The 22,749-nt window shown below is 28.2% G+C and carries 24 protein-coding genes and 1 riboswitch; of the genes, 6 read left to right on the top strand and 18 right to left on the bottom strand.

All coding sequences use genetic code 11. From position 1 onward, the window contains the following. Positions 1-36: 36 nt before the first annotated feature. Positions 37-459 carry a VOC family protein gene (locus tag K0040_RS03740; RefSeq protein ID WP_228107612.1) on the bottom strand — a complete coding sequence of 141 codons (423 nt, stop codon included), beginning with the start codon at positions 457-459 and terminating at the stop codon, positions 37-39. 190 nt (positions 460-649) lie between these two features. On the opposite strand from K0040_RS03740, the gene K0040_RS03735 reads away from it, so the two are divergent. Further along, positions 650-1,327 carry a manganese catalase family protein gene (locus K0040_RS03735; protein WP_228107611.1) on the top strand — a complete coding sequence of 226 codons (678 nt, stop codon included), beginning with the start codon at positions 650-652 and terminating at the stop codon, positions 1,325-1,327. 115 nt (positions 1,328-1,442) lie between these two features. Here K0040_RS03735 and K0040_RS03730 read toward each other — a convergent pair whose 3' ends face one another. The 8 genes from K0040_RS03730 to K0040_RS03695 form a co-directional block, all read right to left on the bottom strand. Further along, positions 1,443-2,753, bottom strand: coding sequence for an MATE family efflux transporter (locus K0040_RS03730; RefSeq protein ID WP_228107610.1), 1,311 nt, complete (start codon positions 2,751-2,753; stop codon positions 1,443-1,445). Positions 2,754-2,812: 59 nt separating this feature from the next. Next, a riboswitch (guanidine-I (ykkC/yxkD leader) is annotated at positions 2,813-2,907 on the bottom strand. A gap of 86 nt (positions 2,908-2,993) precedes the next feature. Beyond that, positions 2,994-3,827 (bottom strand): CPBP family intramembrane glutamic endopeptidase, encoded by an 834-nt coding sequence (locus K0040_RS03725; RefSeq protein WP_228107609.1) that lies wholly within the window; start codon positions 3,825-3,827, stop codon positions 2,994-2,996. 271 nt (positions 3,828-4,098) lie between these two features. Beyond that, positions 4,099-5,451 carry an APC family permease gene (locus K0040_RS03720; protein WP_228107608.1) on the bottom strand — a complete coding sequence of 451 codons (1,353 nt, stop codon included), beginning with the start codon at positions 5,449-5,451 and terminating at the stop codon, positions 4,099-4,101. A gap of 336 nt (positions 5,452-5,787) precedes the next feature. Then, positions 5,788-6,387 (bottom strand): hypothetical protein, encoded by a 600-nt coding sequence (locus tag K0040_RS03715; RefSeq protein ID WP_228107607.1) that lies wholly within the window; start codon positions 6,385-6,387, stop codon positions 5,788-5,790. Positions 6,388-6,483: 96 nt separating this feature from the next. After that, complete coding sequence (locus K0040_RS03710) at positions 6,484-6,738, bottom strand: hypothetical protein (protein ID WP_228107606.1); 255 nt, start codon at positions 6,736-6,738, stop codon at positions 6,484-6,486. A 135-nt stretch (positions 6,739-6,873) separates the two neighbouring features. Beyond that, positions 6,874-7,689 (bottom strand): nitroreductase family protein, encoded by an 816-nt coding sequence (locus K0040_RS03705; RefSeq protein ID WP_228107605.1) that lies wholly within the window; start codon positions 7,687-7,689, stop codon positions 6,874-6,876. Between the two features lie 33 nt (positions 7,690-7,722). Then, positions 7,723-8,184 (bottom strand): GNAT family N-acetyltransferase, encoded by a 462-nt coding sequence (locus tag K0040_RS03700; protein ID WP_228107604.1) that lies wholly within the window; start codon positions 8,182-8,184, stop codon positions 7,723-7,725. A 20-nt stretch (positions 8,185-8,204) separates the two neighbouring features. Then, a complete protein-coding gene (locus K0040_RS03695; RefSeq protein ID WP_228107603.1) occupies positions 8,205-9,323 on the bottom strand; it encodes an erythromycin esterase family protein in 1,119 nt (372 codons plus the stop codon). 215 nt (positions 9,324-9,538) lie between these two features. Between K0040_RS03695 and K0040_RS03690 the strand changes: the two genes are divergently transcribed. Further along, positions 9,539-9,784, top strand: coding sequence for a hypothetical protein (locus K0040_RS03690; protein ID WP_228107602.1), 246 nt, complete (start codon positions 9,539-9,541; stop codon positions 9,782-9,784). 722 nt (positions 9,785-10,506) lie between these two features. Here the strand turns inward: K0040_RS03690 and K0040_RS03685 are convergent. The 4 genes from K0040_RS03685 to K0040_RS03670 all read right to left on the bottom strand — a co-directional run bounded on the left by K0040_RS03685 (position 10,507) and on the right by K0040_RS03670 (position 13,508). Beyond that, positions 10,507-11,799, bottom strand: a complete 1,293-nt coding sequence (locus K0040_RS03685) for a dicarboxylate/amino acid:cation symporter (RefSeq protein WP_228107601.1) — start codon at positions 11,797-11,799, stop codon at positions 10,507-10,509. A 260-nt stretch (positions 11,800-12,059) separates the two neighbouring features. Beyond that, complete coding sequence (locus tag K0040_RS03680; protein WP_228107600.1) at positions 12,060-12,437, bottom strand: hypothetical protein; 378 nt, start codon at positions 12,435-12,437, stop codon at positions 12,060-12,062. A 46-nt stretch (positions 12,438-12,483) separates the two neighbouring features. Beyond that, complete coding sequence (locus K0040_RS03675; protein ID WP_228107599.1) at positions 12,484-12,798, bottom strand: hypothetical protein; 315 nt, start codon at positions 12,796-12,798, stop codon at positions 12,484-12,486. 2 nt (positions 12,799-12,800) lie between these two features. After that, complete coding sequence (locus K0040_RS03670) at positions 12,801-13,508, bottom strand: DUF5714 domain-containing protein (protein ID WP_228107598.1); 708 nt, start codon at positions 13,506-13,508, stop codon at positions 12,801-12,803. 253 nt (positions 13,509-13,761) lie between these two features. Between K0040_RS03670 and K0040_RS03665 the strand changes: the two genes are divergently transcribed. Beyond that, entirely contained in the window at positions 13,762-14,082 is a 321-nt protein-coding gene (locus K0040_RS03665; protein ID WP_228107597.1) for a (2Fe-2S)-binding protein, read from the top strand. Between the two features lie 140 nt (positions 14,083-14,222). After that, the gene (locus K0040_RS03660; RefSeq protein ID WP_228107596.1) at positions 14,223-16,052 is read left to right on the top strand and encodes a S8 family peptidase; all 1,830 of its coding nucleotides are present in this window, start codon (positions 14,223-14,225) and stop codon (positions 16,050-16,052) included. 30 nt (positions 16,053-16,082) lie between these two features. Here the strand turns inward: K0040_RS03660 and K0040_RS03655 are convergent, their stop codons facing one another. From K0040_RS03655 to K0040_RS03645, 3 genes are all read right to left on the bottom strand, one after another. Then, positions 16,083-17,258, bottom strand: a complete 1,176-nt coding sequence (locus K0040_RS03655; protein ID WP_228107595.1) for a cation diffusion facilitator family transporter — start codon at positions 17,256-17,258, stop codon at positions 16,083-16,085. Positions 17,259-17,404: 146 nt separating this feature from the next. Further along, positions 17,405-19,162 (bottom strand): Hsp70 family protein, encoded by a 1,758-nt coding sequence (locus K0040_RS03650; RefSeq protein WP_228107594.1) that lies wholly within the window; start codon positions 19,160-19,162, stop codon positions 17,405-17,407. Positions 19,163-19,308: 146 nt separating this feature from the next. After that, positions 19,309-19,833 (bottom strand): nucleotide exchange factor GrpE, encoded by a 525-nt coding sequence (locus K0040_RS03645; protein ID WP_228107593.1) that lies wholly within the window; start codon positions 19,831-19,833, stop codon positions 19,309-19,311. Positions 19,834-19,955: 122 nt separating this feature from the next. Between K0040_RS03645 and K0040_RS03640 the strand changes: the two genes are divergently transcribed. Both K0040_RS03640 and K0040_RS03635 read left to right on the top strand, forming a co-directional pair. Then, on the top strand, positions 19,956-20,651 hold the full coding sequence (locus K0040_RS03640) for a DnaJ domain-containing protein (RefSeq protein ID WP_228107592.1): 696 nt from the start codon (positions 19,956-19,958) through the stop codon (positions 20,649-20,651). A 20-nt stretch (positions 20,652-20,671) separates the two neighbouring features. Then, positions 20,672-21,325 carry a leucine-rich repeat domain-containing protein gene (locus tag K0040_RS03635; protein ID WP_228107591.1) on the top strand — a complete coding sequence of 218 codons (654 nt, stop codon included), beginning with the start codon at positions 20,672-20,674 and terminating at the stop codon, positions 21,323-21,325. Positions 21,326-21,463: 138 nt separating this feature from the next. On the opposite strand, the gene K0040_RS03630 is transcribed toward K0040_RS03635, so the two are convergent. Together K0040_RS03630 and K0040_RS03625 are read right to left on the bottom strand one after the other, a co-directional pair. Next, the gene (locus K0040_RS03630) at positions 21,464-21,781 is read right to left on the bottom strand and encodes a DUF1540 domain-containing protein (protein WP_228107590.1); all 318 of its coding nucleotides are present in this window, start codon (positions 21,779-21,781) and stop codon (positions 21,464-21,466) included. Positions 21,782-21,888: 107 nt separating this feature from the next. Continuing rightward, positions 21,889-22,728: a polysaccharide deacetylase family protein gene (locus K0040_RS03625; protein WP_228107589.1), complete on the bottom strand. Its 840-nt coding sequence runs from the start codon at positions 22,726-22,728 to the stop codon at positions 21,889-21,891. Positions 22,729-22,749: the final 21 nt, after the last annotated feature.

Genomic DNA, 22,749 nt, shown 5'->3' with positions numbered 1-22,749 from the left:
CATAAATTTATTTAACATATGTATTTTTGAAATTCATTATTTAACTCTTTTTAACATTGGATGATTTTCTTTAAACTGAACTAAATCCCATAAGTTGCCATACAAATCTTTAAACACTGCAACGATTCCATAATCCTGTTCTTTAGGCTCTCTAACAAACTCTATTCTTAACTTTATCATTTCATTGTAATCACGCCAAAAATCATCAGTTCCCAAGAAAAGAAAAACTCTACCACCAGATTGATTTCCTATAAAAGCCCCTTGTTCTTCTTTTGACGCTCTTGCAAGTAAGATTGTTGTTCCATTTGAACCAGGTGGAGATACTACTACCCATCTTTTATCTTGGTCTGGTTGATATGTATCTTCTATTAATGTAAAATGAAGTTTTTTTGTATAAAAATCTATTGCTTCATCATAATCCTTTACAACTAAGGCAATATGTACTATTGATTGGATCATTTTCTAATCTCCCTTCTTAGGCTATATACAATTAATAAATTATTATCTAATTATAGATTATATCACAGTAATTATTTTTAATATATAAGTTGCTATTTTAATAAATTTGAATGTTTTCCATTAATAAAAAGAATACAAAGTATTATATAGGAAAATATAAGAATAGACATAAAAAAGGAGGTAAATTATTTTGTTTAAACACGATAAAGCATTATTACAAGAAGTAAAAGTAGAAAAACCCAATCCTCAATATGCAGTTCTAATGCAAGAACAATTAGGTGGAGGTAATGGTGAGTTAAAAGCTGCCATGCAGTATATGGCTCAAAGTTTTAGAATAAAAGATCCAGAAATTAAAGATTTGTTTTTAGATATTGCATCAGAAGAACTTAGCCATATGGAAATGGTTGCACAAACTATAAATTTACTAAACGGTCATGATGTTGACTATAAAGCAGTTGAATCAGGTGAGGTTGAAACCCATGTATTAACAGGTTTATCACCAGTATTAATAAATTCATCAGGAGCACCATGGACAGCTGATTACGTAACTGTAACAGGTGACTTAGTTGCTGATTTACTATCCAATATAGCATCAGAACAAAGAGCTAAAGTTGTTTATGAATATCTTTATAGACAAATAGAAGATAAATATGTACGAGAAACAATAGATTTCTTACTAAACAGAGAGGAAGCTCACAATGCATTATTTAGAGATGCGCTTAACAAAGTTAAAGATACAGGTTCTAATAAGAATTTTGGTGTAACTGAAGATTCAAAAATTTACTTTGACTTGTCTACACCAGGACCTAACCACGATAGCAAAATGAATATTACTCCACCATCATTTGAGGAACCAATAAAAAAATAGAAAATTAGTAGAAGAATGTATTTCATATAATTTAGTAGAACTTCTACATATTCGATATAAAAATTAATTACAGCAACTACTTTGGCATCTGCCAAAATAGTTGCTATTTTAAATTTTATACAACTTCTTTATACTGGTTTCTCATCTTAATTAAGAACATACTATTTATAGTAAACACCACTAATTCAGTTATTACAAAAGAGTACCAAATACCATCCATTTTAAAGAAAATACTTAGAAGTAAAACAGCAGGTATAAGAATTAAAGCACTTCTTAAAATAGATATAATCATACCTTGTTTTGCCTTTGATATGGAACTAAAAAATGCAGAGGACACTATATTAATTCCAGCAAATAAATACCCCAAAAAGTATATTTTCATTCCTTGTGAAGCTATCATCATAAGTTTCATGTTTTGTTCACTATTAAAAATAGCCACTATTTGATTTGTAAAAATATAAACAACTGTATAAATTAAAACTCCAAATATTATAGTAGTTGTCATAGAATATCGCAAAATACGATTTACTAATGTCATATCTCCTCTACCATAATACTCACTAGACAGAGGCTGAATTCCCTGTGATATTCCTGTAAATATGGATGTAGCAATAAGTGCCACATTTGCTACTATACCATATGCAGCTACACCTGTGTTTCCATCAATTCTTAGTATAATTAGATTAAATGTTATTAAAGATATTGCTGACGTCAGCTCTCCAATAAGAGATGAAAGTCCTAATGTCATAATATGATATATCTTAGAAAATAATATTTTACTTTTTATAAAATGAATGTTTTGATTTTTCTGAGTAAAGTGTATGGATAATATACATAAACTTATTATTGGAGAAAGTGATGTTGCAAGTGCTGCTCCAAAAATCCCCATTGAAAAAGGAAACATAAAAACATAATCTAAAATTATATTTGCCAAGCTACTAGTAAGCATGGCTATCATTGATAACTTAGGATTATTGTCATTACGAATAAAAGCCAGCAAAATATTGTTACAAATAAAAAAGGGTGCAAATAACATTATGGTAGTCAAATAAGTCTTTGTTAGTGAAAGTGTTGTCTTATCTGCACCTAACAATGTACTTAAATCTTTTGCAAAGAAAACCCCTAACAATACAAATATAATAGACATTATGCCACCCAAATATAGTGACTGAGTAAATGATGTATTGTTACTGATCTTTTGCTGTTCACTAATTGAATAATCCGTTGCACCTCCAATACCTATCATTAGTCCAATACCCTGAATAATACTAAAAACAGGTATTGAAAAATTCAGTGACGCTAGACCTACAGTTCCAAGGGCCTTGGAAACAAACAATGTATCTGCAAGAATATAACATGAAATACCTATCATTCCCATAACATTTAAACTAACATACTTCATAAATTTAACTTTTAATTTTTCCATTAAATTATGCCTCCTTAAAAATAGTAATAAAAAAAAGCCACAGGGATATTATTAAAAATATCTCCCAGGCTTTTATCCTTCCGTGTACACAATTGCTGTGCGTTTTCTCTCGGACCAGCCAGCTATAAACTGCGGAACCCTAGAAAACTAAAATATAAAATTCAATTATAGTGGGATTTTATCACAATATTAATATTAAATCAAATATATTTTTTATATGTTAACATTAAGAGAAAACTATTAAATTTGTAATCTACTTTTATTTGTTTTTATATACTGCTTATTAGCATTAATAAACCTAATAAATATTATTAATGTTATAGCTGTCAAAATTGTACCTGTAACAAAATTCATTTTAATATCAAAGTTTGTTATAACACTTACCTTCTGATTTAAGCTTCCATTAAAATAACTTATACTTGTAAGAACTCCCGACAATAAATTATTTACAACATGTACTGTAATTGGTATTAATAAGTTCTTATATTTTATATATAATAAACAACAAGCCACACCAAATATTATAGCTCCTAATATACCTAAAAACTCATGACCAATACCAAAAATCAAAGATGATACAATTGCCGAAATAGTAAAGCTAAATCTCATATTTAGTCTTTTAAAAACAATTCTTCTAAAAATTATTTCTTCTAAAAGAGGGGCTATTATTACTACGGAAATTAAAAATATTACTAATTCTATATTATTAGTTGGATTTCCAAAAGTTTCATTTGCCACTTCTAATGCCTTATTTTTATCATTAATTGCCACAAATCCTAAACTTAAATTAGAAAGACCTATGGATAAAAATATCTGAGTTGCTACTACTATTATTATTTCTTTTATACTAGCCACTTTTTTAAAGTTGTTAAATCTTTCTTTTGCTAGTTTTATGCCTACTCTACCTGACATTAAAGTAACTAATAATACTGATAAAGATAAGACAAATGACAAATCTACATCATTAATTTCTTGTGTCCCTTTTAAAAATGAATATATTGTTACACCAAATACAACTACAAATGTGGTTCCAAGGTAAATCAATATCATTTTCCAAATTTTTATTTCTTTCATTACTTCACCCCTATGCCTCTTCATTTAAAATAATTTCTTAAAGTTCCCCTCACTCCATAATTTTACTATAAAATATATTCTCATTACTACTTTATTAATACATCTTAAGATAACTTAAGATAACCAAAGATAATCTGTTTTAATAACTTCTGTCTAATAATAAAAAGGATAGTATAATAACCTTTTAAATTTATGTTATCACAACTATCCTTTTATTTGTAACCGTTTACATTTATGAGTCTATCCTATTTTTCATTTACATTTATAATATCTATCCTATTTTTTCAGTTCCGAAATCTTTTACTCTTAATTTATCAAAATAATTATATATAGGTAAACCTAGTAAAGTTACTACAATACTACCAATTGCCAGTGCTCTACTAAATGAACCTGCAAAGAATAATTGATTTATAATTACAAACAATCCTCCACACATTGCAACAATTGGTATTAAAGGGTACATTGGCACTTTGTAAGGTCTATGTAAATTAGGATTGTCCTTTCTAAGTTTTATCACTCCATAAAAAGTTAATATATAGAAAGCCCACACAGAAAACATAGCTAAATCTGTAAGTAAATTAAATTGACCTGATATTGAGTACACAATTGAAATTACTGAAATAACAGCTATTGAATATGCTGGAGTATCTTGTTTGTTAAGTTTTTTTATAAATTTACTACCTGGTACTAATTCTTTCATGCCTAAAGTATATAAAGGTCTTGAACCAGTTAAAATATATCCATTAACACATCCAAATAATGATATTAATATACCACATGTGATTAATTTTCCACCTGTTGCCCCTAGAATAATCTCTGCTACTGCAGATGCTGGAGCATCATATGATGCTAATGTACTTGCTGGTAACACACAAAGATATGATATATTTATTATAACGTATACTGACATAACAACTGATAAACCACCAACAATAGCTCTTGGTAAATCTTTGCCCGGGTTTTTCATTTCACCTGCTATAGCACCTACGTTTATCCATCCATCATAAGCAAATAATACAGCTATCATAAGTTGCCCCAATATACTCATAGGAGATAATCCCTCTCCTACCATTGGACTCATTATTGATGCTGTAGATGGATTTCCTTTGACAAAACCTAATACTATTAATATAACTAAAGGTATTAGTTTACAAACTGTAGATACTGTTTGTATTATACCGCTAGTTTTTGAACCTAAATTATTCATAAATGCTAAAAATATTATTACACCTATTGAGAAGGGTAAACTAAGTGAAGAATTAGCAAATAAGTAAGCAACTTGCTGACCAAACATTACTGATATAGCTGCTATCATTGCTGGGAAAAACAGTAAACTTTGCATCCACCCAGTTAAAAATCCTAATTTTTCACCATAAATTTCTTCTATATATATCATCATTCCACCTGTTTTAGGTATAGCTGCTGATATTTCAGCTGCAGTTAATCCACCAGCTATTGTAAGTACACCGGCTAATATCCATGCTAAAATTCCCAGTCCTGGTTCCCCTCCTGTAAGGGTATATACTGCTTGAGGTTTAAAAAATACCCCTCCACCTATAACCATTCCAATAACTGTTGATAGTGCTGCTGATAATCCTAGATTTTTTTGTAAATTTTGTTCCATAAATCTTCCTCCCTTTTTAATACAAACAATAATTATAATCACACCTTATATGCCATAACAAAAAAATACATTCCTTGATAATTGTAGTACAAAAAAACGTTTTCGCAATACTTTTAAAATTAATCAAAATTTTCACACTATTTTATATTAATACCTTTTATAATAGTCAATTTCTATTTTAGACATAATAATGAAAAAAATAGTGGCAATAACTTTAAAAATTTAAGTTATTACCACTATTCTCCTATTTGAAGTAGCTTTTAATTAATTTATACTTTTTTAGATTTCAAATTATTTTCTTGTATTTTGTTGAAATGGTATACTACCTAGCCATCTTTACTTTTTCAATTCACTACAAGTTTTTAATATTTTATCTATATTTTTCTTTGTATAATCAAAATCTCCATCTATGACTAATACCTTATCTTCATACAAAATAATACGTTCCTTGTATTCGCCTATAAATAGTTTCTTTGCACCCCAATTTTTAAGTTCTTTTGAATTATTATCTTCTTTATATAAACTGTAATCACTTAAGTCATTATAAATACTTTCAAAACTTTTATTTAAAATCCACTTATTGTCACTGAAAAAATACTCTATATCCAAGCGACCTTTTATTAGTCGATCAGTATAGTATTTTTTGTCAATAGTATGGTAAACAATCTGCTTAAAATAAATATCTTCTGCAAATATTGTTTTTCTTACATCTAAGGAATTATCAATTTCACCTTCAATTTTATCATTTAACTCTGTTAATTTTAAATTTATGTTAACATTTGGCACCTTGTCTTTTAATAAAACATTGGCCCCTATTGTGATTGTTAATCCTATAATAAATAAAGATAATAAAGTAATTGATCCTACTTTTTCATACTTCATTTTTCTTTTTACTAGATTTATTGGTATTATATACTCACTTTTATCCCCCTGCATACTAACTCTATGTTTAAATAAATAATATATTTCTCCAATGCATATTATTAAAAATATTATAATAAATAAATTAGCAAAACATAACATAAAAATTCCTCAGTAACTTGTTACTGTATAGTAAAAGTCTACGTTGTACTCATAATGGATATTTTGAATAAAAAGTAGATATATTATAACAAATATAGAGCTAAAAGATAATTCGTCTTTCATAAAAGTTTGAAAGTACTTTCCATTTGGTTCTTCTTTTTCAAATATTAAGTATTCACTATCTTCATTTTTTACTTCCCAGCCATAGTTTTTCTTTCTGTTTTTATAGATTTCAATAGGATTTTTACTTTTTTTTCTTATCATTTTGTCTCTCCCCCTAACATGCTTAAAAATTTATTTGTAAATATGTTACTTTTGAGATTGAAATGAAATCACTATTTTTCATTCCTGTTAGTCCCCCTTAATAACTTCAAAACAATTTTTTAATTCTTATTATATTTATCCTATCCAAGATATTAAGTATTTAAATTTATCACTTTCTTTCTCATTAAAAACTTTAAACTCACCTTTAAACCCCTTTTCTTTAGCACTTAAATGAAAATGACATAGTGCAATACCCATATCAATTTTGCTCATTTCTATTTTACCTTCATTGTATATATGGAAATTATTATTTTCCTTTACAATTCTCCAAGGTTGTTTGTTAACAGCAGATGGAGCTAATCTTACATTTTCCAAAACTTCACCAAAATCCCCTGCTTCTTCATAAGTAAGTGGCCTATCAAAATTATTCTTAAAAAATATTTCATTAAATGCTTTTCTTTTATTTGTATTAGTACCAAATACTTTTGCGATAAAAGTTTTCTTTTCAGCTTCAATACCTACTGGAGATACTATTGGTAGGGCTTCATTGCTTTTCAAATCTATGGCTTTTACAAATTTACCCTTATTAAAAGTTCCTCCTAACCACACAGTTCCTAAATTTAAAGAAGTACAGTATAATACAACTTGTTCAAATAAGTACCCTAAATCATAAAGTCCCATTTCCCTTTTGTCATAAGCTACTACTAAATAATATCTTGCACCTTTTATAACTCCATATGTTCCTAGCTTAGTCTCTTTGTCATTGTCATCTTTTTCAATTAAATTAACTCTTATTTTTCCACCAAATATTCCTTCACTATTATTAATTTCTTTTAAGTAAGTTTCTATTTTTTCTATAATGTCATTTGATAATTCTACATCTTTGTAAGTTCTTACTGAATGTCTATTTTTTATTATTTCTGTAATTGATTTATTAAAAGTATTGTTCAAATTAATCCTCCTTTAGTCATCATGTAAAATAAACTATAACCATTCCTTCAACATTCTAAATTCTTTATAAACAGTGTTTCCAATTTTATATTCAAAGGAATCTTTTTTATTAAAGCCGTATTTCTCATAAAGCTTCATGGCTACTTCGTTGTCTATTTCCACACTTGTATATAAATTTTCCTTTGGATATTTATTATGAAAAAACTCTAAAAACTTTTCCAAAGCTTTTGATCCATAACCTTTGTTTTGGTGATTAATATCTATCATAAATCGAGAAAATGACCATCCCTCTAGCTCTTTGTCATAATCATATAATATAAATCCTACCATTTCCTCATCATTATAAATCCCAATAGGATATAACTCTTCTTCATAAAAAGCTTGTACAAGAGAAATGGCATTACTTGCAACATAGCTCTTTTGATGGTCTCCTACCTTTAGATTTATACAAGTATTATAATTTGATTTATCTATATCTTTAAAATTAATATTCATATATTCCCCCTAAAAACGTATTAGTTTCCATATACTTGTGTTTTTTTAGAATTTCTAAGTATCATCAATCCTTGTATATAATCACAAGTAACTTTATTTTCCTTACTTCCATTAAATAGATATTCCTTATTATAAAAAGGACTTTTTCCCCCTGAAAGTTCAATAAATTTATCAGATTTAATATTATTAAAATAATAATAATTGAAAAAATTCTTTGATGGAAAATTGCCTTCTTTATTTTCATAAACACATAGCAAAGAATAAACTTTATTTTTTACTGGAGATGATTTACTATTTAGTAATGTGCCAAACCTTACCTCTTCCATAGTAAGAAAATCGCTGTTCATGTAATCTTGATATATATGTTCACTTCCAAATTGTCCAAAGAATTTTTCTCCTTTTTTTAGTGAATATAAAAATGAAAAGTTTTTCATCATTACCTTATCACGCATATCTTTTCCTCCTCCAAGTTGATACAAGTTCTTTATTCCATTTTCAAAATATATAAATTTATCCCCAAAATATTCTTTACATGATTTTTTATCTTCTTCATAGGCAATTTTTAAATATTTAGTAGCCTTTGTATTTTCTTCTTTTAGAAGGTAAATTGCCCCTTGAAGAGATTTTGGCACAGGTTTATTTTTATCTATTAAAGTTTTTATACCTTTTACAGCAGCCAATAAGTCATGTTCCACATCAACACCATACACATTTATTTTAGAGTCTTCATCTAATTCTAAGTTATATTTATATAACCACTTATAAAATTCATATTTTTCTTTAGTATAGGCCATTGTACCTTTTAGTTGCTTCATAAAAGATCTTAAATAATCTTCATTCCCACTTTGTATATATTCATTTAATAAAAGTACATTACAAAAACCTGCCTCTTCTATTATGTTATTAACTCCAGCTTTTTTATTTAAGTATGTAAAAAATCCTTTTTTAAATTTATCACTTTTGGTCATGGTGTGGGTTTCACCAGAAAGAAATACTTCATAATTATTTATATTTATCAAATCAAATGAGTTATTTTCTTTTATGTAAACCTTTATTCTTATATTTTTATAAAAAACACTTGTTAATATTACTGTAATCACAAGTAGTACTATCATTAGTTTTTTTATAAATTTCTTCATATACTCCTCCATACTTTTATGTGACTTATCCTAATTGTAGCACAGTGAAAAATCGAAAATTTTATTATGCTAAAAATTTTTAACACTTCTATAATAAAGAAAGTAGTATAATTTTTTATGACTCATAATTCCTAATAATTTGTAAGAAAAATTTCTACAATAGGGAATAATGAAATTAAAAGAATTTTAGTAAGAATGGGAGGAATATAATATTTATGAAATCACCTGGTATGATATCCATAGTTTTAGGAATAATAATTATTATTTTTACATCAGTAGAATACTATAAAGGAAAAACCGAAAAAATAAATTTATTTGTAGATTTAGGCAGTGGTATTTTGATTGTAACCCTTGGTTTGTTACTATTATTTAATATAATACCTAGCGAATACATATCATTTATCGTTTTTCCATCAATGATCATATATTTTCTTATTGACCAGAAAATTAAGATTAAGTAAATTAATGATTTATGACAAAAATAAGCCTATATCTTCATTAAGATATAGGCTTATTTTACATCTATTTCACCAATAAACCACAACTCTCCTTCACAGCATAAATCTTTATTTATGTCTAAAGCTTAGTCTTATCATATTATAATCAGTGATTTATCTATTCTTCAAAGACAACACTTCTTGTACGCAAAGGGGTATAAACATTATTAATGACATAATCATTACAATAACGTAAACCACGTCGCTTATATCAATTAAGCGACCCACTATATTTAGTACTATAAAAATGATCATCCCCAAATAACCAATAATTTTTATATACATACTCATTATCATATTCCTTTCGTATTACATATTTCTTTACATATGGATTTTAAATATCTCTATAATATATAATACTATAAAAATAAGATTTACTTAGGAATATTTAACTATTTCATTTATATATTTATAATTCCAAATCAATTTATTTTTATTTATTTAGAGTATATATAATAATAAATTTGCATAATATTTAATAAGCTACAATTTATTTATCAACGGTGGATATTTATTTAATATAAAATTCAACCATAGATGCTATCAATAGGCCTTAGGGTAGTGAGAGTCAAGAACTCATTTTGTTTAGGGCTACTTTCTAAATAAATAAATTGTATCTTTATATATAAAGGGTGTATCAAAATTGATACACCCTTCTGTATTATAAATTATATTCTGTTTTATGTCTAAGCAAGGGCTGCTTGCTCTTCTTCTTCATAACTTTCAAATACTTTTCTATCTAAATCTCCATTTTGATGAGCAACTATAGCAGTACAAACAGCATCTCCTGTTATGTTTACAGCAGTTCTAGTCATATCAAGTATTCTATCTATTCCCATAATTAATGCTATACCTTCTACTGGAAGTCCTACTGAGTTAAACACCATAGAAAGAGTGATTAAACCAACACCTGGAACTCCTGCTGTACCTATTGATGCCAATGTAGCTGTTGCAATAACAGTTAAATAATCAACAAATGTTAAATCCACATGGAATGCTTGAGCTACGAATACAACAGCCACACCCTGCATAATTGCTGTACCATCCATGTTTATAGTAGCTCCTAGAGGTATAGTAAATGAAGATATTTTCTTATTTACTCCAACTTTTTTCTCTAAAGTATCAATTGACATTGGTATTGTCGCGTTTGATGTTGCTGTAGAAAATGCAAATCCCATAACTGGTGCAAATTTCTTTATAAATTTAATTGGATTTAATCCTGTAAATCCTTTAAACATTGACATATAAACAACAAAACATTGTAAACCTAAAGCAAAGAACACACTAAACATATATTTTAACATTGGTACAAAAGCATCAAATCCTATGTTTGCAAATGTTTTAGATATTAAGCAAAAAACACCTATTGGAGCAACCTTCATAACTATCATTGTCATTTCCATCATTACATCGTTAAATTGTGCAAAAAATTTAGATACCACATATGCTTTCTTACCTAATTTTGCAAGTATTATACCAATTAATATGGCAAATAAAATTATTTGAAGCATATTTCCTTCTGCTAAACCTTGTATAGGGTTTTTAGGTATTATATCTAATAAAGTATCAGCAAAACTTGCAGTTTCTCCTATAGTAGTTTTTGTTTGTTCTATAGCTGATATATCAAGTCCTATTCCTGGGTTAATAACCTTTGCTACAGACAAAGCAACTGTTATAGCAAGAGCAGTAGTTATTAAGTAAAATCCCATAGTTTTAATGCCTACTTTTCCCAAGGTTTTTGTATCACCAATAGCTGATGCTCCACATATTAAAGAGCAAAATACTAAAGGAACAACAAGCATTTGCATTAATCTTAAAAAACCATTCCCTATTATATAGAATACTCCATCTATTAAGATCTTATCTCTAAAAGTACTTGCCGGTACAAAATAATGTAGAATTATCCCAAATACTGCACCTAATATTAATGCTATAAAAATTTTAGTTGTTAAGTTGAATTTTTTCTTTGTAGTCTCCATTTTAGCCTCCATTTTTAATTAGAATTTTCATAGTCATAATATTAATCATTTAATAAATTGCAAGCTTAAATAAATCATATTCATTTATTATGACATTTTTCCATTCATTTTTCCTTCATTATGATATTATTCCCGGCATTCCTTGTATGTCCGAGTTTTTTATTAATGTAATTATATCAGAAAATGAATAATTGTAAATATCAATATCTATATTCGAAATATTCAGTTTTATTAAACAAAAAAACTTATTTTTCTTCAACCTATTTTTTTATATATCTTTCTATGCAAACATTAAATCCGCAACTACCTGCAGGATTAAGATTATATTTGACATAAATCTCACCGAGCATTTCCTTAACAGCTCTAAAATATTCAACATTAGGGGTTTTCATAGATCCATTAACAGGTTTGCCAAAGGGCATCCATATGGAAGCTGATGGTATAATTCCTCTTTCTGCAAGGTAATTAGCTCCCTCTCTTAAAGTTTCTATAGGTTCTAGTCCTATAATAAAGTTTGAAAAAGCTTTATTAGGACCGTATTTTTCCGCAATATATGTAAGTGCATCCAAATGTCTTTCTTTTGTTGTTATTTCTCTTTTTCCAGGTGTTATAGAAGATGCAATTTGGTCATCCCACACTTCCAGACTGCAGGCTATTCTACTAGCACCAAGTTCAAAATAGTTATCAATAACATGAGTTTTGTCTGGCGGGGTTATATATAAAGTCTGTTTTCATATCATTCATATACTTAAAAAGTTTAATATTATCCCAAGAAAACATAGAAGATAAAGTAGATAAATGAAAACCTAAATCTGTTGCCATAACTATTGTATCATTTGGTAACTTGAAACAATTACACGTTAATGCATTTGTATTAATTCTATTAGTAGAACTAAATTTTTTATATACTTTCTTATCTATTTTTAAGCCCTGACTTACGACAAGGCATTTTAATTCAACAGAATCTATGTCATAATTAGCAAATTTATATCTACTCATAATTAATCTCCTTGTTCATTATAAAATGGACAATTTTCATGAATGCACTCTTTATTGTAGTGAGATAAGGTACATAAAAAATCACTTTTCCCAAGTTCGGTACCCATATATTCTTTAGTCCATTCAATTGCCTCTAGAATTGCATGACGAGAAGTTCTTTTACAGCACCTAACTGCATTTTCTTGTGCTATTTTATTTATGGTTCTTGATACTAGTTTCTGTGGCTTGTGCCATGACATACTGTTAAGGGGCGAAGAATTAGTAACTATGCTACCATAAATTCCAGCACCAACGGCTGCACCACAAGTCCCCCAAAAACCACAAATACCACCGGGAGCTTGTTTACCTCTTTGCAAAGCAGTTTCAATCCCTGATAATAGATCAATCTTGCCTCCACTGTTTTTAAATGCAGTCAACAAAACGCATGGAATAATACTATGATGTTCTGGTCCATTCATATTTACAGATTTTAAATTTTCTATTTGAGAGAACAGTATAGTTGGATTTGTTTCTTTGGAATTAAGTAATAATTCAACGAATTCATTAGTATTAGTGTGGCAATCATCACAAACATAATGACCTTGGATACAAATAGTTGATGAGATAAAATGTTTATTACAAATTGAACAGGTATGTGTAGCTTCTTTTTCTAGAATAATAACTGATTCTCCACAAATCAAACATCCCGATTTATGAAAGCTTTCTTCCATAATACAATCATCCTTTCTTTATATAATTCCTTGTTAAATGACTTCTTTTGTAATATATTAATTTAATTGTAGCAGTAGGAATTATAAAGGTCAAAATGACTTTGCTTTCGTCCCATAATAATGTAAAATGTAACTTGTATTTATAAAAAATTGTTTAACACCTAATAATATTTGGTATATATTAAAAGGTAATAATTCAGTATTTATATATTGAATTTTAAAATTCACAATATAGCATAACGGAGGAATAATTATGGCTGGAAACAAAATAATATGTCATTGTAAAAATGTTTCTTATATAGATATAAGAATGGCAATGATAGATGGTGCAAGAACTTTAGAAGAAATCAAGGAAAAAACAGGAGCTGCTACTGGATGTGGTAGATGTGCAGGAGCTATAGAAGAAATATTAGCTTCAGTATGTGGATGTAACAAGGTGTCATTAGAAGATGTTGTAAATGCAGTAAACAATGGTTGTGATACAGTTGATAAAGTTGCAGAAGCTACTAAAGCCGGATCTTCATGTGGAAGATGTAAAGCTTTAGTTCAAAACGTTATAGATATAAAAAGATAGTTTTTAAATTATCTTTATAAATAGGAAAAGGAGTTTGCTATATTAATAATATGGTAAACTCCTTTTTGTTGACAAAATTCTATTTATTTCCACATATTTTATTGTATAATATATTTAAAATTTAAAATTAGGGGGAACAAATGAATAAGTTAAGAAAAATAGTAATTACTTTCTCAATACTTACTTTTATTTTTATTTTTCTGAAAAATACAACAACTATAGCAGATGCTGATTCACCGCAAGCGGAAAAAGTAGATAACTACGATGATCTTTCCAGTGAATTATCAAATCTTATAGAGGAAAATCAAGTAAAACAACCTTCAAACTCAAAGTATTCTAGCAAACGTTTAATAGTGAAATCAAAAATAGATAATTTAAATCTAGGTGATTTGGGTGCAAAAGACATTATATCAGGTCCTGATAATTTATATTTTTTACAGTTTGATAGTGAAGAGTCAACAAAAGACGCTTTTGAAAAACTTAATTCAAATGTAAATGTAAAATACGTTGAGCCTGATATAGAATTAGAAGTGGAAAGTACACAAAACTCAAACAATACTAATGAATCTACTTTATCAAATACTTCATTTAATTCTTGGGGTGTTAAACGTCTTCAAATAGACAAGTATGTCAATTCCTTACCTAATAAGTCAAAGGAAATCACTGTAGGTGTGGTTGACTCCGGCATTGTAAGTCATCCTTTTCTTAAAAATAGAGTTTTATCTAATGGATGGGATTTTTTAGATAACGATAATACTCCCAATGACCTAAATGGACACGGTACTGCCATGGCGGGTGTGCTTGTAGATTGTACTCCAAATTTAAATGTTAAAATATTACCGGTAAAAACTTTTAATAGTGATGGTAAAGGTAGTACATCTAATATTGCCCTAGGAATAAGATATGCCGTAGACAATGGTGCTGATGTATTAAACTTAAGTTTTGGTGGGGTTCATCATTCTTTTTTACATGATGCAGTAGAATATGCTCTTAAGAATAATGTGGTTGTAGTTACCTCAGCTGGAAATGATAGCGAAAATGTGTCTTATTCATGCCCAGCAGATATGGATTCTGTAATAGTTACTTCAGCTTCCGATCAATCAGATAAAATAGCATATTTTTCAAACTATGGAAATACTGTTGATGTGGCAGCACCAGGTTATGAAATATTAACTTGTTCATATAAGGGAGGTTATACTGAGGAAAATGGTACTTCTTTATCAGCGCCTCATATTTCTGCCATAGCTGCATTAATAAAGCTTGCTAACCCTAACACGACTCCTGCTAAAGTTGAATCACTAATAATCTCAAGCGCAGATGATTTCGGTGAAAAAGGCTGGGATAAATATTACGGACATGGTATTCCTAATATGAGTAAAATTATAAATAAACAGAAGATAATAGTACCTAAAGCGGTTAGTAGTTTTAAGATAGAAAATTATACTACTTCACAAGTAACTCTCTCTTGTAAGCCCGTAAGAGGCTCTTATGGTTATGCAATTTATAGATACAATTTTAAAGAAAAAGAATATGATAAAATCGCTACAGTAAAAGAAAATCCAAAATCTAGTTTTGTTCGTTTTACTGACAAAAACAAAGCTTCAGGAACTATTTATAATTATAAAATTAGAGCAATTAAGAAAGTTAACAATAAGTATTATTATGGGCCTTACTCCAAAGCTAGAGTTGTAACAAAATTATATAAACCTACTGTTACCCTAAAATCTTCTAAGTCAAATGTTAATATGTCTTGGAAAAAAGTTAACAGAGCAACTAAATATAAGATATATAGAGCAACTTCAAAAAATGGTAAATACCACTATATAGGTTATTCAAATAAGACTACATATACAGATAAAAAGTTAACTAAGAAAAAAACATATTATTACAAAGTAAAAGCTGTTCGAACAAATAATAAAAAAGATTATTATAGTGATTACAGCACAATTAAAAGTATAAGAGTGCAATAAAAAAATTACTGGGTTTTCCCAGTAATTTTTTTAAAAATATTTATCTATAGTTATTACACAATTGTATAAAGGATCCATCTTCTTAATTTCTTCTATTAAGTCATTTCTAAGTTCTTCTTCCTTATCCTTTGTATTAATATTGTGAGCATCAACTTCAACATCGAATATAAGGTTTATCTTATTTTCTCCTTCAGTAATTCTAAAGTCATGCATAGATTTAACAGCTTCAAATTTTAAAAGTATATTTTGAACCTTTTCTTTAACTGCATTTATTTTATCATCATGAATACACATTGGATCCATATGTATAACTAAATATATATTTAGCTTTTGGGAAATTTCCCTCTCCGCACTATCTATGATCTCATGAATTGTTATTAAATCAATATTTGAAGGAATTTCAGCATGAATAGATGCCATACATTTTCCCACACCATAGTTATGGATTATTAAATCATGAACGCCGATTATATTATCATAATATAAAACTCCTTGCTTAATTCCTTTTACCAATTCTTCGTCTGGTGCTTCACCAAGAAGTGGGCTTATTGTCTCTTTAACTAAGGAATAACCTGCATATAGTATGGCTACTGAAACAACTAAACCTACATAACCATCTATTGGTAATGTGGTAAATTTCGCAGCTAAAAATGATATTAACACACAACTAGAAGTAAACACATCTCCAAGAGCATCTACTGAAGCAGCTTTTAGTGCAGATGAATTTATTTTTTCTCCCACATATTTATTAAATCTGCTAAGCCAAAACTTTATTATTAATGATAAAAGTAATAAAATAAATGGTATTATTTCAAAAGTTATAGGCACAGGATTCATGATTCTATCTACAGATGTTTTTATAAACTGAACACCTACAAGCATAACCATAAATGCAACTACTAAAGCTGATAAATACTCCATCCTACCATGACCAAAAGGATGTTCCTTATCTGCTGGTCTGTTTGCCAGTTTAATACCTACCATAGTTATTACAGAAGATGCCATATCTGATAAGTTATTAAAACCATCTGCTGTAATAGAAACACTGCCACTTAAAAATCCTACACTTATTTTAACAATAGATAATACTAAATTGCATATAATTCCTACTATACTGCCCATATATACATAGGCATTTCTAGTTTTTTCGTCTTCCGTGTTTTCATGATTTATTATGAATTTTTTAGTTAAGTAATCTGAAATCATTTCTCTCTCCTTTTTAACAATACTTCTTTTACTTATATTATTGTGCTTATATTATAATAATATATAGTAATGTTTTTTGTCAAAAAATAGAAATAAAAAACCTAACTTCCATAAAATATGAAAATCAGGCTTTGATGACTTAATTATTATTCTTCAAATAATATATCAGTTAACTCCTCATCATACTTTTCCACCAGTTCTTCATTATCATGAATTACTGCCAACTTTAACTCTTCCAACAGTTTTTCTATTTTTCTATATTTAAAATCATCTTTATCCATTTTAGAACTTTTAATTTTATTTTCTGCCAACTCAACTATACTTTTAACTCCTGGTGCCAAATCATATTCTTGCCATTCATCTACTTTAAATCTTTCATATAAATTTTCATCTACCAATGCATCTTGTGGCAACTTAATTAATTTAAAATTGTCTATAATTTTATTAATTGAAGTACCTGTGCTCATTATAGTAGCCTTCACTTCTAGTATTCCATTTAAATCATAATCAAATTGAACTTCTATACTCTCCTCCCCTGCTCTAGCCTTTGGAACTCCTTTTAGTAAGAAGTCACCTATCTTCGTATTATCTTCTGCCAGCTCTTCGTTTCCTTCATAAACTTCTACTCTTACCTCTTCCTGGTTATCTACTGCAGTATAGTATAATTTCTTCTTAGAACAAGGAATGCTACTGTCTATTGGAATTATACAATCAAAAGCTCCATTAATTACTTTCCCGTCCCCTATTTTTATTATGCTTGTTCCCAGATTATGACTACATTTATCAGCTATTATAAGATTTTCTTCACTAGTAATTTGATTACTTTTTATGCCTGCTTGAATTGCAGCTCCCATAGCTACAGCTTCATCTGGATTTATTCCTGATATAATTTTACCCTTAAACTTACTTTCCACTAACTCTTTTACAGCAGGTATTCTGCTAGACCCACCAACTAAAAGAACTGTATCAATATCTTTTGCCTTTAAGTTGGCAGCTTTTAAAGCTTCATCAATTTTTTGTGTAGTTCTTTCAACTAAATCTCTTGTTAACTCATTGAATTTGTCTCTTTTCAATTCTATACTTAGAGATACAGGTTTATTATCAATAACAGTTATAAAAGGTATGTTTATTGTAGTTGATAGCTGATTTGATAATTCTTTTTTTGCATTTATTGCAGCTTCTTTTACTCTTAACTTTATACTTAACTTATTTTGAACATCTAGGTTTTTATATAAGTTTTGATTATAAATTCTTTCAAATTCCTTTTCTATGTATTTTTCTATTCTACTATCAAAATCTTTTCCACCAAGTCTATCATTACCTCTACTTGATTTAACGTCTAAGATACCTTCAAACATTTCTAAAATAGATACGTCAAAAGTTCCTCCACCAAGGTCGTAAACAAGGATCTTTTCTTCTTTGTCTGCATTATTAATACCATAAGCCATGGCTGCTGCTGTTGGTTCATTTATAATTCTTTCTACCTTAAGGCCTGCCATTTCTCCTGCAAGTTTTGTTACCTTTCTTTGAGAGTTATTAAAATTAGCAGGTACAGTTATAACAGCTTCTTCCACTTCTTCTCCCAAATAATCTTCTGCATATTTTTTTAACTCTTTTAAAATAAAACTAGATATTTCATGGGGCATATATTCCTTTTCTCCCATAGTAATTTTAGTGTCTGATCCCATAAGTCTTTTTACTTCTGCCACTGTTCTCTCAGGGGATGGTATTAGCTGATTATAAGCCACCTGTCCCACAATAACAGTATTATCTTCTTTCTTTCCAACAACTGACGGAACAATTCTATTTCCAAAACAGTCTGGAATAATTTTCGGTTCATAATTTTCTATGTAAGCTATTTCCGAAGTAGTTGTCCCCAAGTCAATTCCAATTATCTTTCCCATCTTATCTTCTCCTTATCATATCATTTTAAGCAACGGATATGTATGAAGCGGTAGTGAATACATATCGTTGGCGCCATGAGCGTAGCGATTTTTAAGCAACGGATATATCTGTAGCAATAGCAAAGATATATCGCTGTGCCATGGACCTACCTGGCTATAATTACTGAAGCAGGTCTTATGACCTTCCCTCTAAGCATATATCCTTTTTTAATCACTCCAATAATCTCCTTGCTCTCCTTCAAAATATCCTCTTCCACTGCAACACATTTATGTAATTCTGGATTAAAAAACTCTCCCATGGATTTAATTTCAACCAAGTTGATTTCACTCATTTCTTTACTAATAATTTTTTTCATTATATCCAAGTTATATGAAAACTCCTTATTATCTAAATCTGCTATAATCTTTTGAAAACTATCTATTTGGTCTAAGATTAAAATTATTTTCCTATAAATTTTTATCTCATTACTTTTTCTTTCTTCAATTTCTTTTTTTAGTTTAAAATTTTCCTTATTGTTCTTATTTAGATCCTCTTTTAAGGATTCAATAGACATTATGCTTTTTTTGCTATTTTTATTTATTATTCTTAAATCACTTTTCATATTCATAATAACTTCAGTCAAATCTTTTATATTACACTCTTTCTTTACATCCTCACCCTCACTCAACATCTACTCCTCCTTATAAAATTTTCATACTTATTAACTTATTTAATATATATGATTGATACTGAAAATTATTTTATATATACTCTAATTAATTGAGAAATATTAAAATTTAAGGAGGTTTTATTATGACTCTTATGGAAGATTTATTATTAAAAGGTTATATAGATGAAAATTTAGAAGAAAATGTGGAAAATGCCACAGCTGATTATTTAATGAGGCTATTTATTTACTGCGCTAAGGCAGACGAAGAAATATCCCAGAAAGAAAGAGATTATATACTAGATTATTTTGAATCTTTTGACATGAACAGTAGCGAGGAAATTTGGCTATTTGCACAATACGATTATGGAAGGTTTCATAACTATAACAAAGAAACAATTATTTCTCTAAAAAACTCCATAGGCAAACTTCTAGATAAGAAAAATCTTGATTTTAAAATTCTTTCTCATCTTATAACTTTATGTTTAATAGACAATGAAGCATTAAACAACTCTCAAACTGAGATAATAAGTGATTTTATAAATGTATTTAACTTAGATGCTAATTCTTGTGACCAAATATACGACAAAGTATTAAATGAAAAAAACAAAAAAATTCAAGAAGATGAAAATACAGATGACTTGGATGAATGTTATAAAATACTTGGTCTAAGTAAAAATTGCACAAAAGAAGACTTAAAAAAACAATATGCATATCTAACTAAAAGTTATCATCCTGACAAATACAACAAAGAAGAAATGCCAGCAGAGGTTAGAAAAGAATTAGAAGATACATATAAAAAAATAAATTTAGCTTATGATAGACTGAGGGATATTTTTTAATTTTTAAGGGGGTTATAAATATGATCTTTAAAATCGGGGTTATAGTAGCTATTCTGCTTATTATTTTTGTTTTTTACATTTTTTATAAGAATAATGACAAAGGAAAACATAATAAAACCACTTCTAAAAAATCATCCGATTCTTATTATAAAGATGATTTAGATTCTTTTTCCATATTAAGCAAGGACTCCTTTAAAGATAAAAATATAAAAGAATTTTTAGTGAATGAAGATATTATTTTAGTTGAAGACAAATGTTTTCTTAATTGTTCCAACTTAGCAAGTATAAAAGTAGAAGAAGGAAATAGTAACTACTGTTCTAAACTAGGTGTGCTTTTCTCCAGTGACATGAACACAATCATATGTTATCCTCCTTCAAAACAAACATCTACTTATTTTATACCTCAAGATGTACAAAATATAAATACCCATGCTTTTTTCAATAATAAATTTATAAAATACGTAATAATTCCCACAAGCGTGGAATATATAGGTGAAAATTCTTTTGTAAATTGTAAAAATTTAAATCAAATAGTGATTCCAGAAAATGTTACTAATATTCATCCTAGAGCTTTTAATCTTTGTCCTAAACTTACTATTCGCTGTTACAAAAATTCCATTGCAGAAGATTATTGTAAAAAATACTATATTCCTTGTGAACATTTAAGTAGTTAATATAATTTATATACTAAGTTTCATAGTGAGATAAGGGGAATTAATATGAAGAATATACAAGTAAAATTCATTGACTCTTTTTTAAATTTATACTACAAAAAAGAACTCTAAATATATTCAGAGTTCTTTCTTATCTCTTTATGATCTACATTCAAATGTACCGCAAGCTGCATTTGCTGCCATTATTTGAACATCTTGTGCATAGCAGTTTCCATTTTCATTATATGCACAGTTACTTGCACTGCATCTAATTGTTTCTGGTACAGTTTTTTTATTGTCATAAAGGCTGGATAAATTGTCGTGAGCATGTCCACCTTCTTCTACAAAAGTATTACAATTAGTTTCTTGAACAGTTTTGGCACTAAGACCTTTTACGTTTATTACACCTGCCATACAATCACAGCTTTTATTATGAACACAATTAGTGGCTTTACAAGTTACACTAGTACTTTTCATATAATACCTCCTACATTTTTTCATTCTTATTATGTGCTAAATATAAGTAAATAATTATTTATTTTACAACTTTCAATATTATGAAACATAGGATTTAATATTTTTATTTATTCATCTAGTTTTACAAATTTATATCCTTCTTCTCTCAATATTATAAGAGCTTCTTTTAAACCTTCGTATGTATTTCCATTTGGTTGATTAAAATGAGAAATTATAATGTCTCCAGCCTTTACTTTGCTAACTTCATTTATTACATCTTCCTCGGAAAAAGTTGCTCCACCATCGCCATTTATGCTAAATCCAGCTATTTTGTATCCAACTTCATCTGCAATTTTTATAGCAACATCATCATAATAAGCCGTACCAGATCTAAAGTATTTAGGTTTTTTACCTGTTAATTTATATATTGCATCATCATTTAATTTTATTTCTTTTATAACGTCATTTACATCTGATGTTCCTTCTATATTATAAACAGATCTTTTATTAACTGATAAAGGTTTATGACTATATCCGTGATTCTCAATTTCAAAATTATTATTTTTAGATAAATTCATAAAAATATCTTTGTTAGCTTCTATCCATCTATAATTTATAAATAATGTGGCAGGAATATTTTCTTTATCTAAAAAATCTATTAATTCTTTGTCGTATTTGCTTCCCTGTTTTCCACCACAAGCATCTAGTGTTAAAGCTATTTCTTTATTTTTATCATCTACATGACTTACTACTCCTTTCAAATGTTCACCCCATTCTTTTGGCTCTACATTTTCATAAGTCTTAATAATATTGTTTATCTTATCCTCTTCATTTTTCTTTTTTTCAACTTTGGATGTATCTGCTTGAATATTATTTTCTTTTATACTCTCCTCTTTTGTATCTGGCTTCTTACTACACCCTGTTGTACTAATTACTATACATAAAATAATAAATATAATTTTCTTCACTTTATAGTCCTCCCATGCATA

The sequence above is a fragment of the Terrisporobacter petrolearius genome (genome assembly GCF_020748185.1).
GTDB classification, from domain to species: Bacteria; Bacillota; Clostridia; order Peptostreptococcales; family Peptostreptococcaceae; genus Terrisporobacter; species Terrisporobacter petrolearius.
The sequence above is the reverse complement of the archived record's forward strand: the minus strand, read 5'-3'. Positions and strand labels throughout refer to the sequence as shown.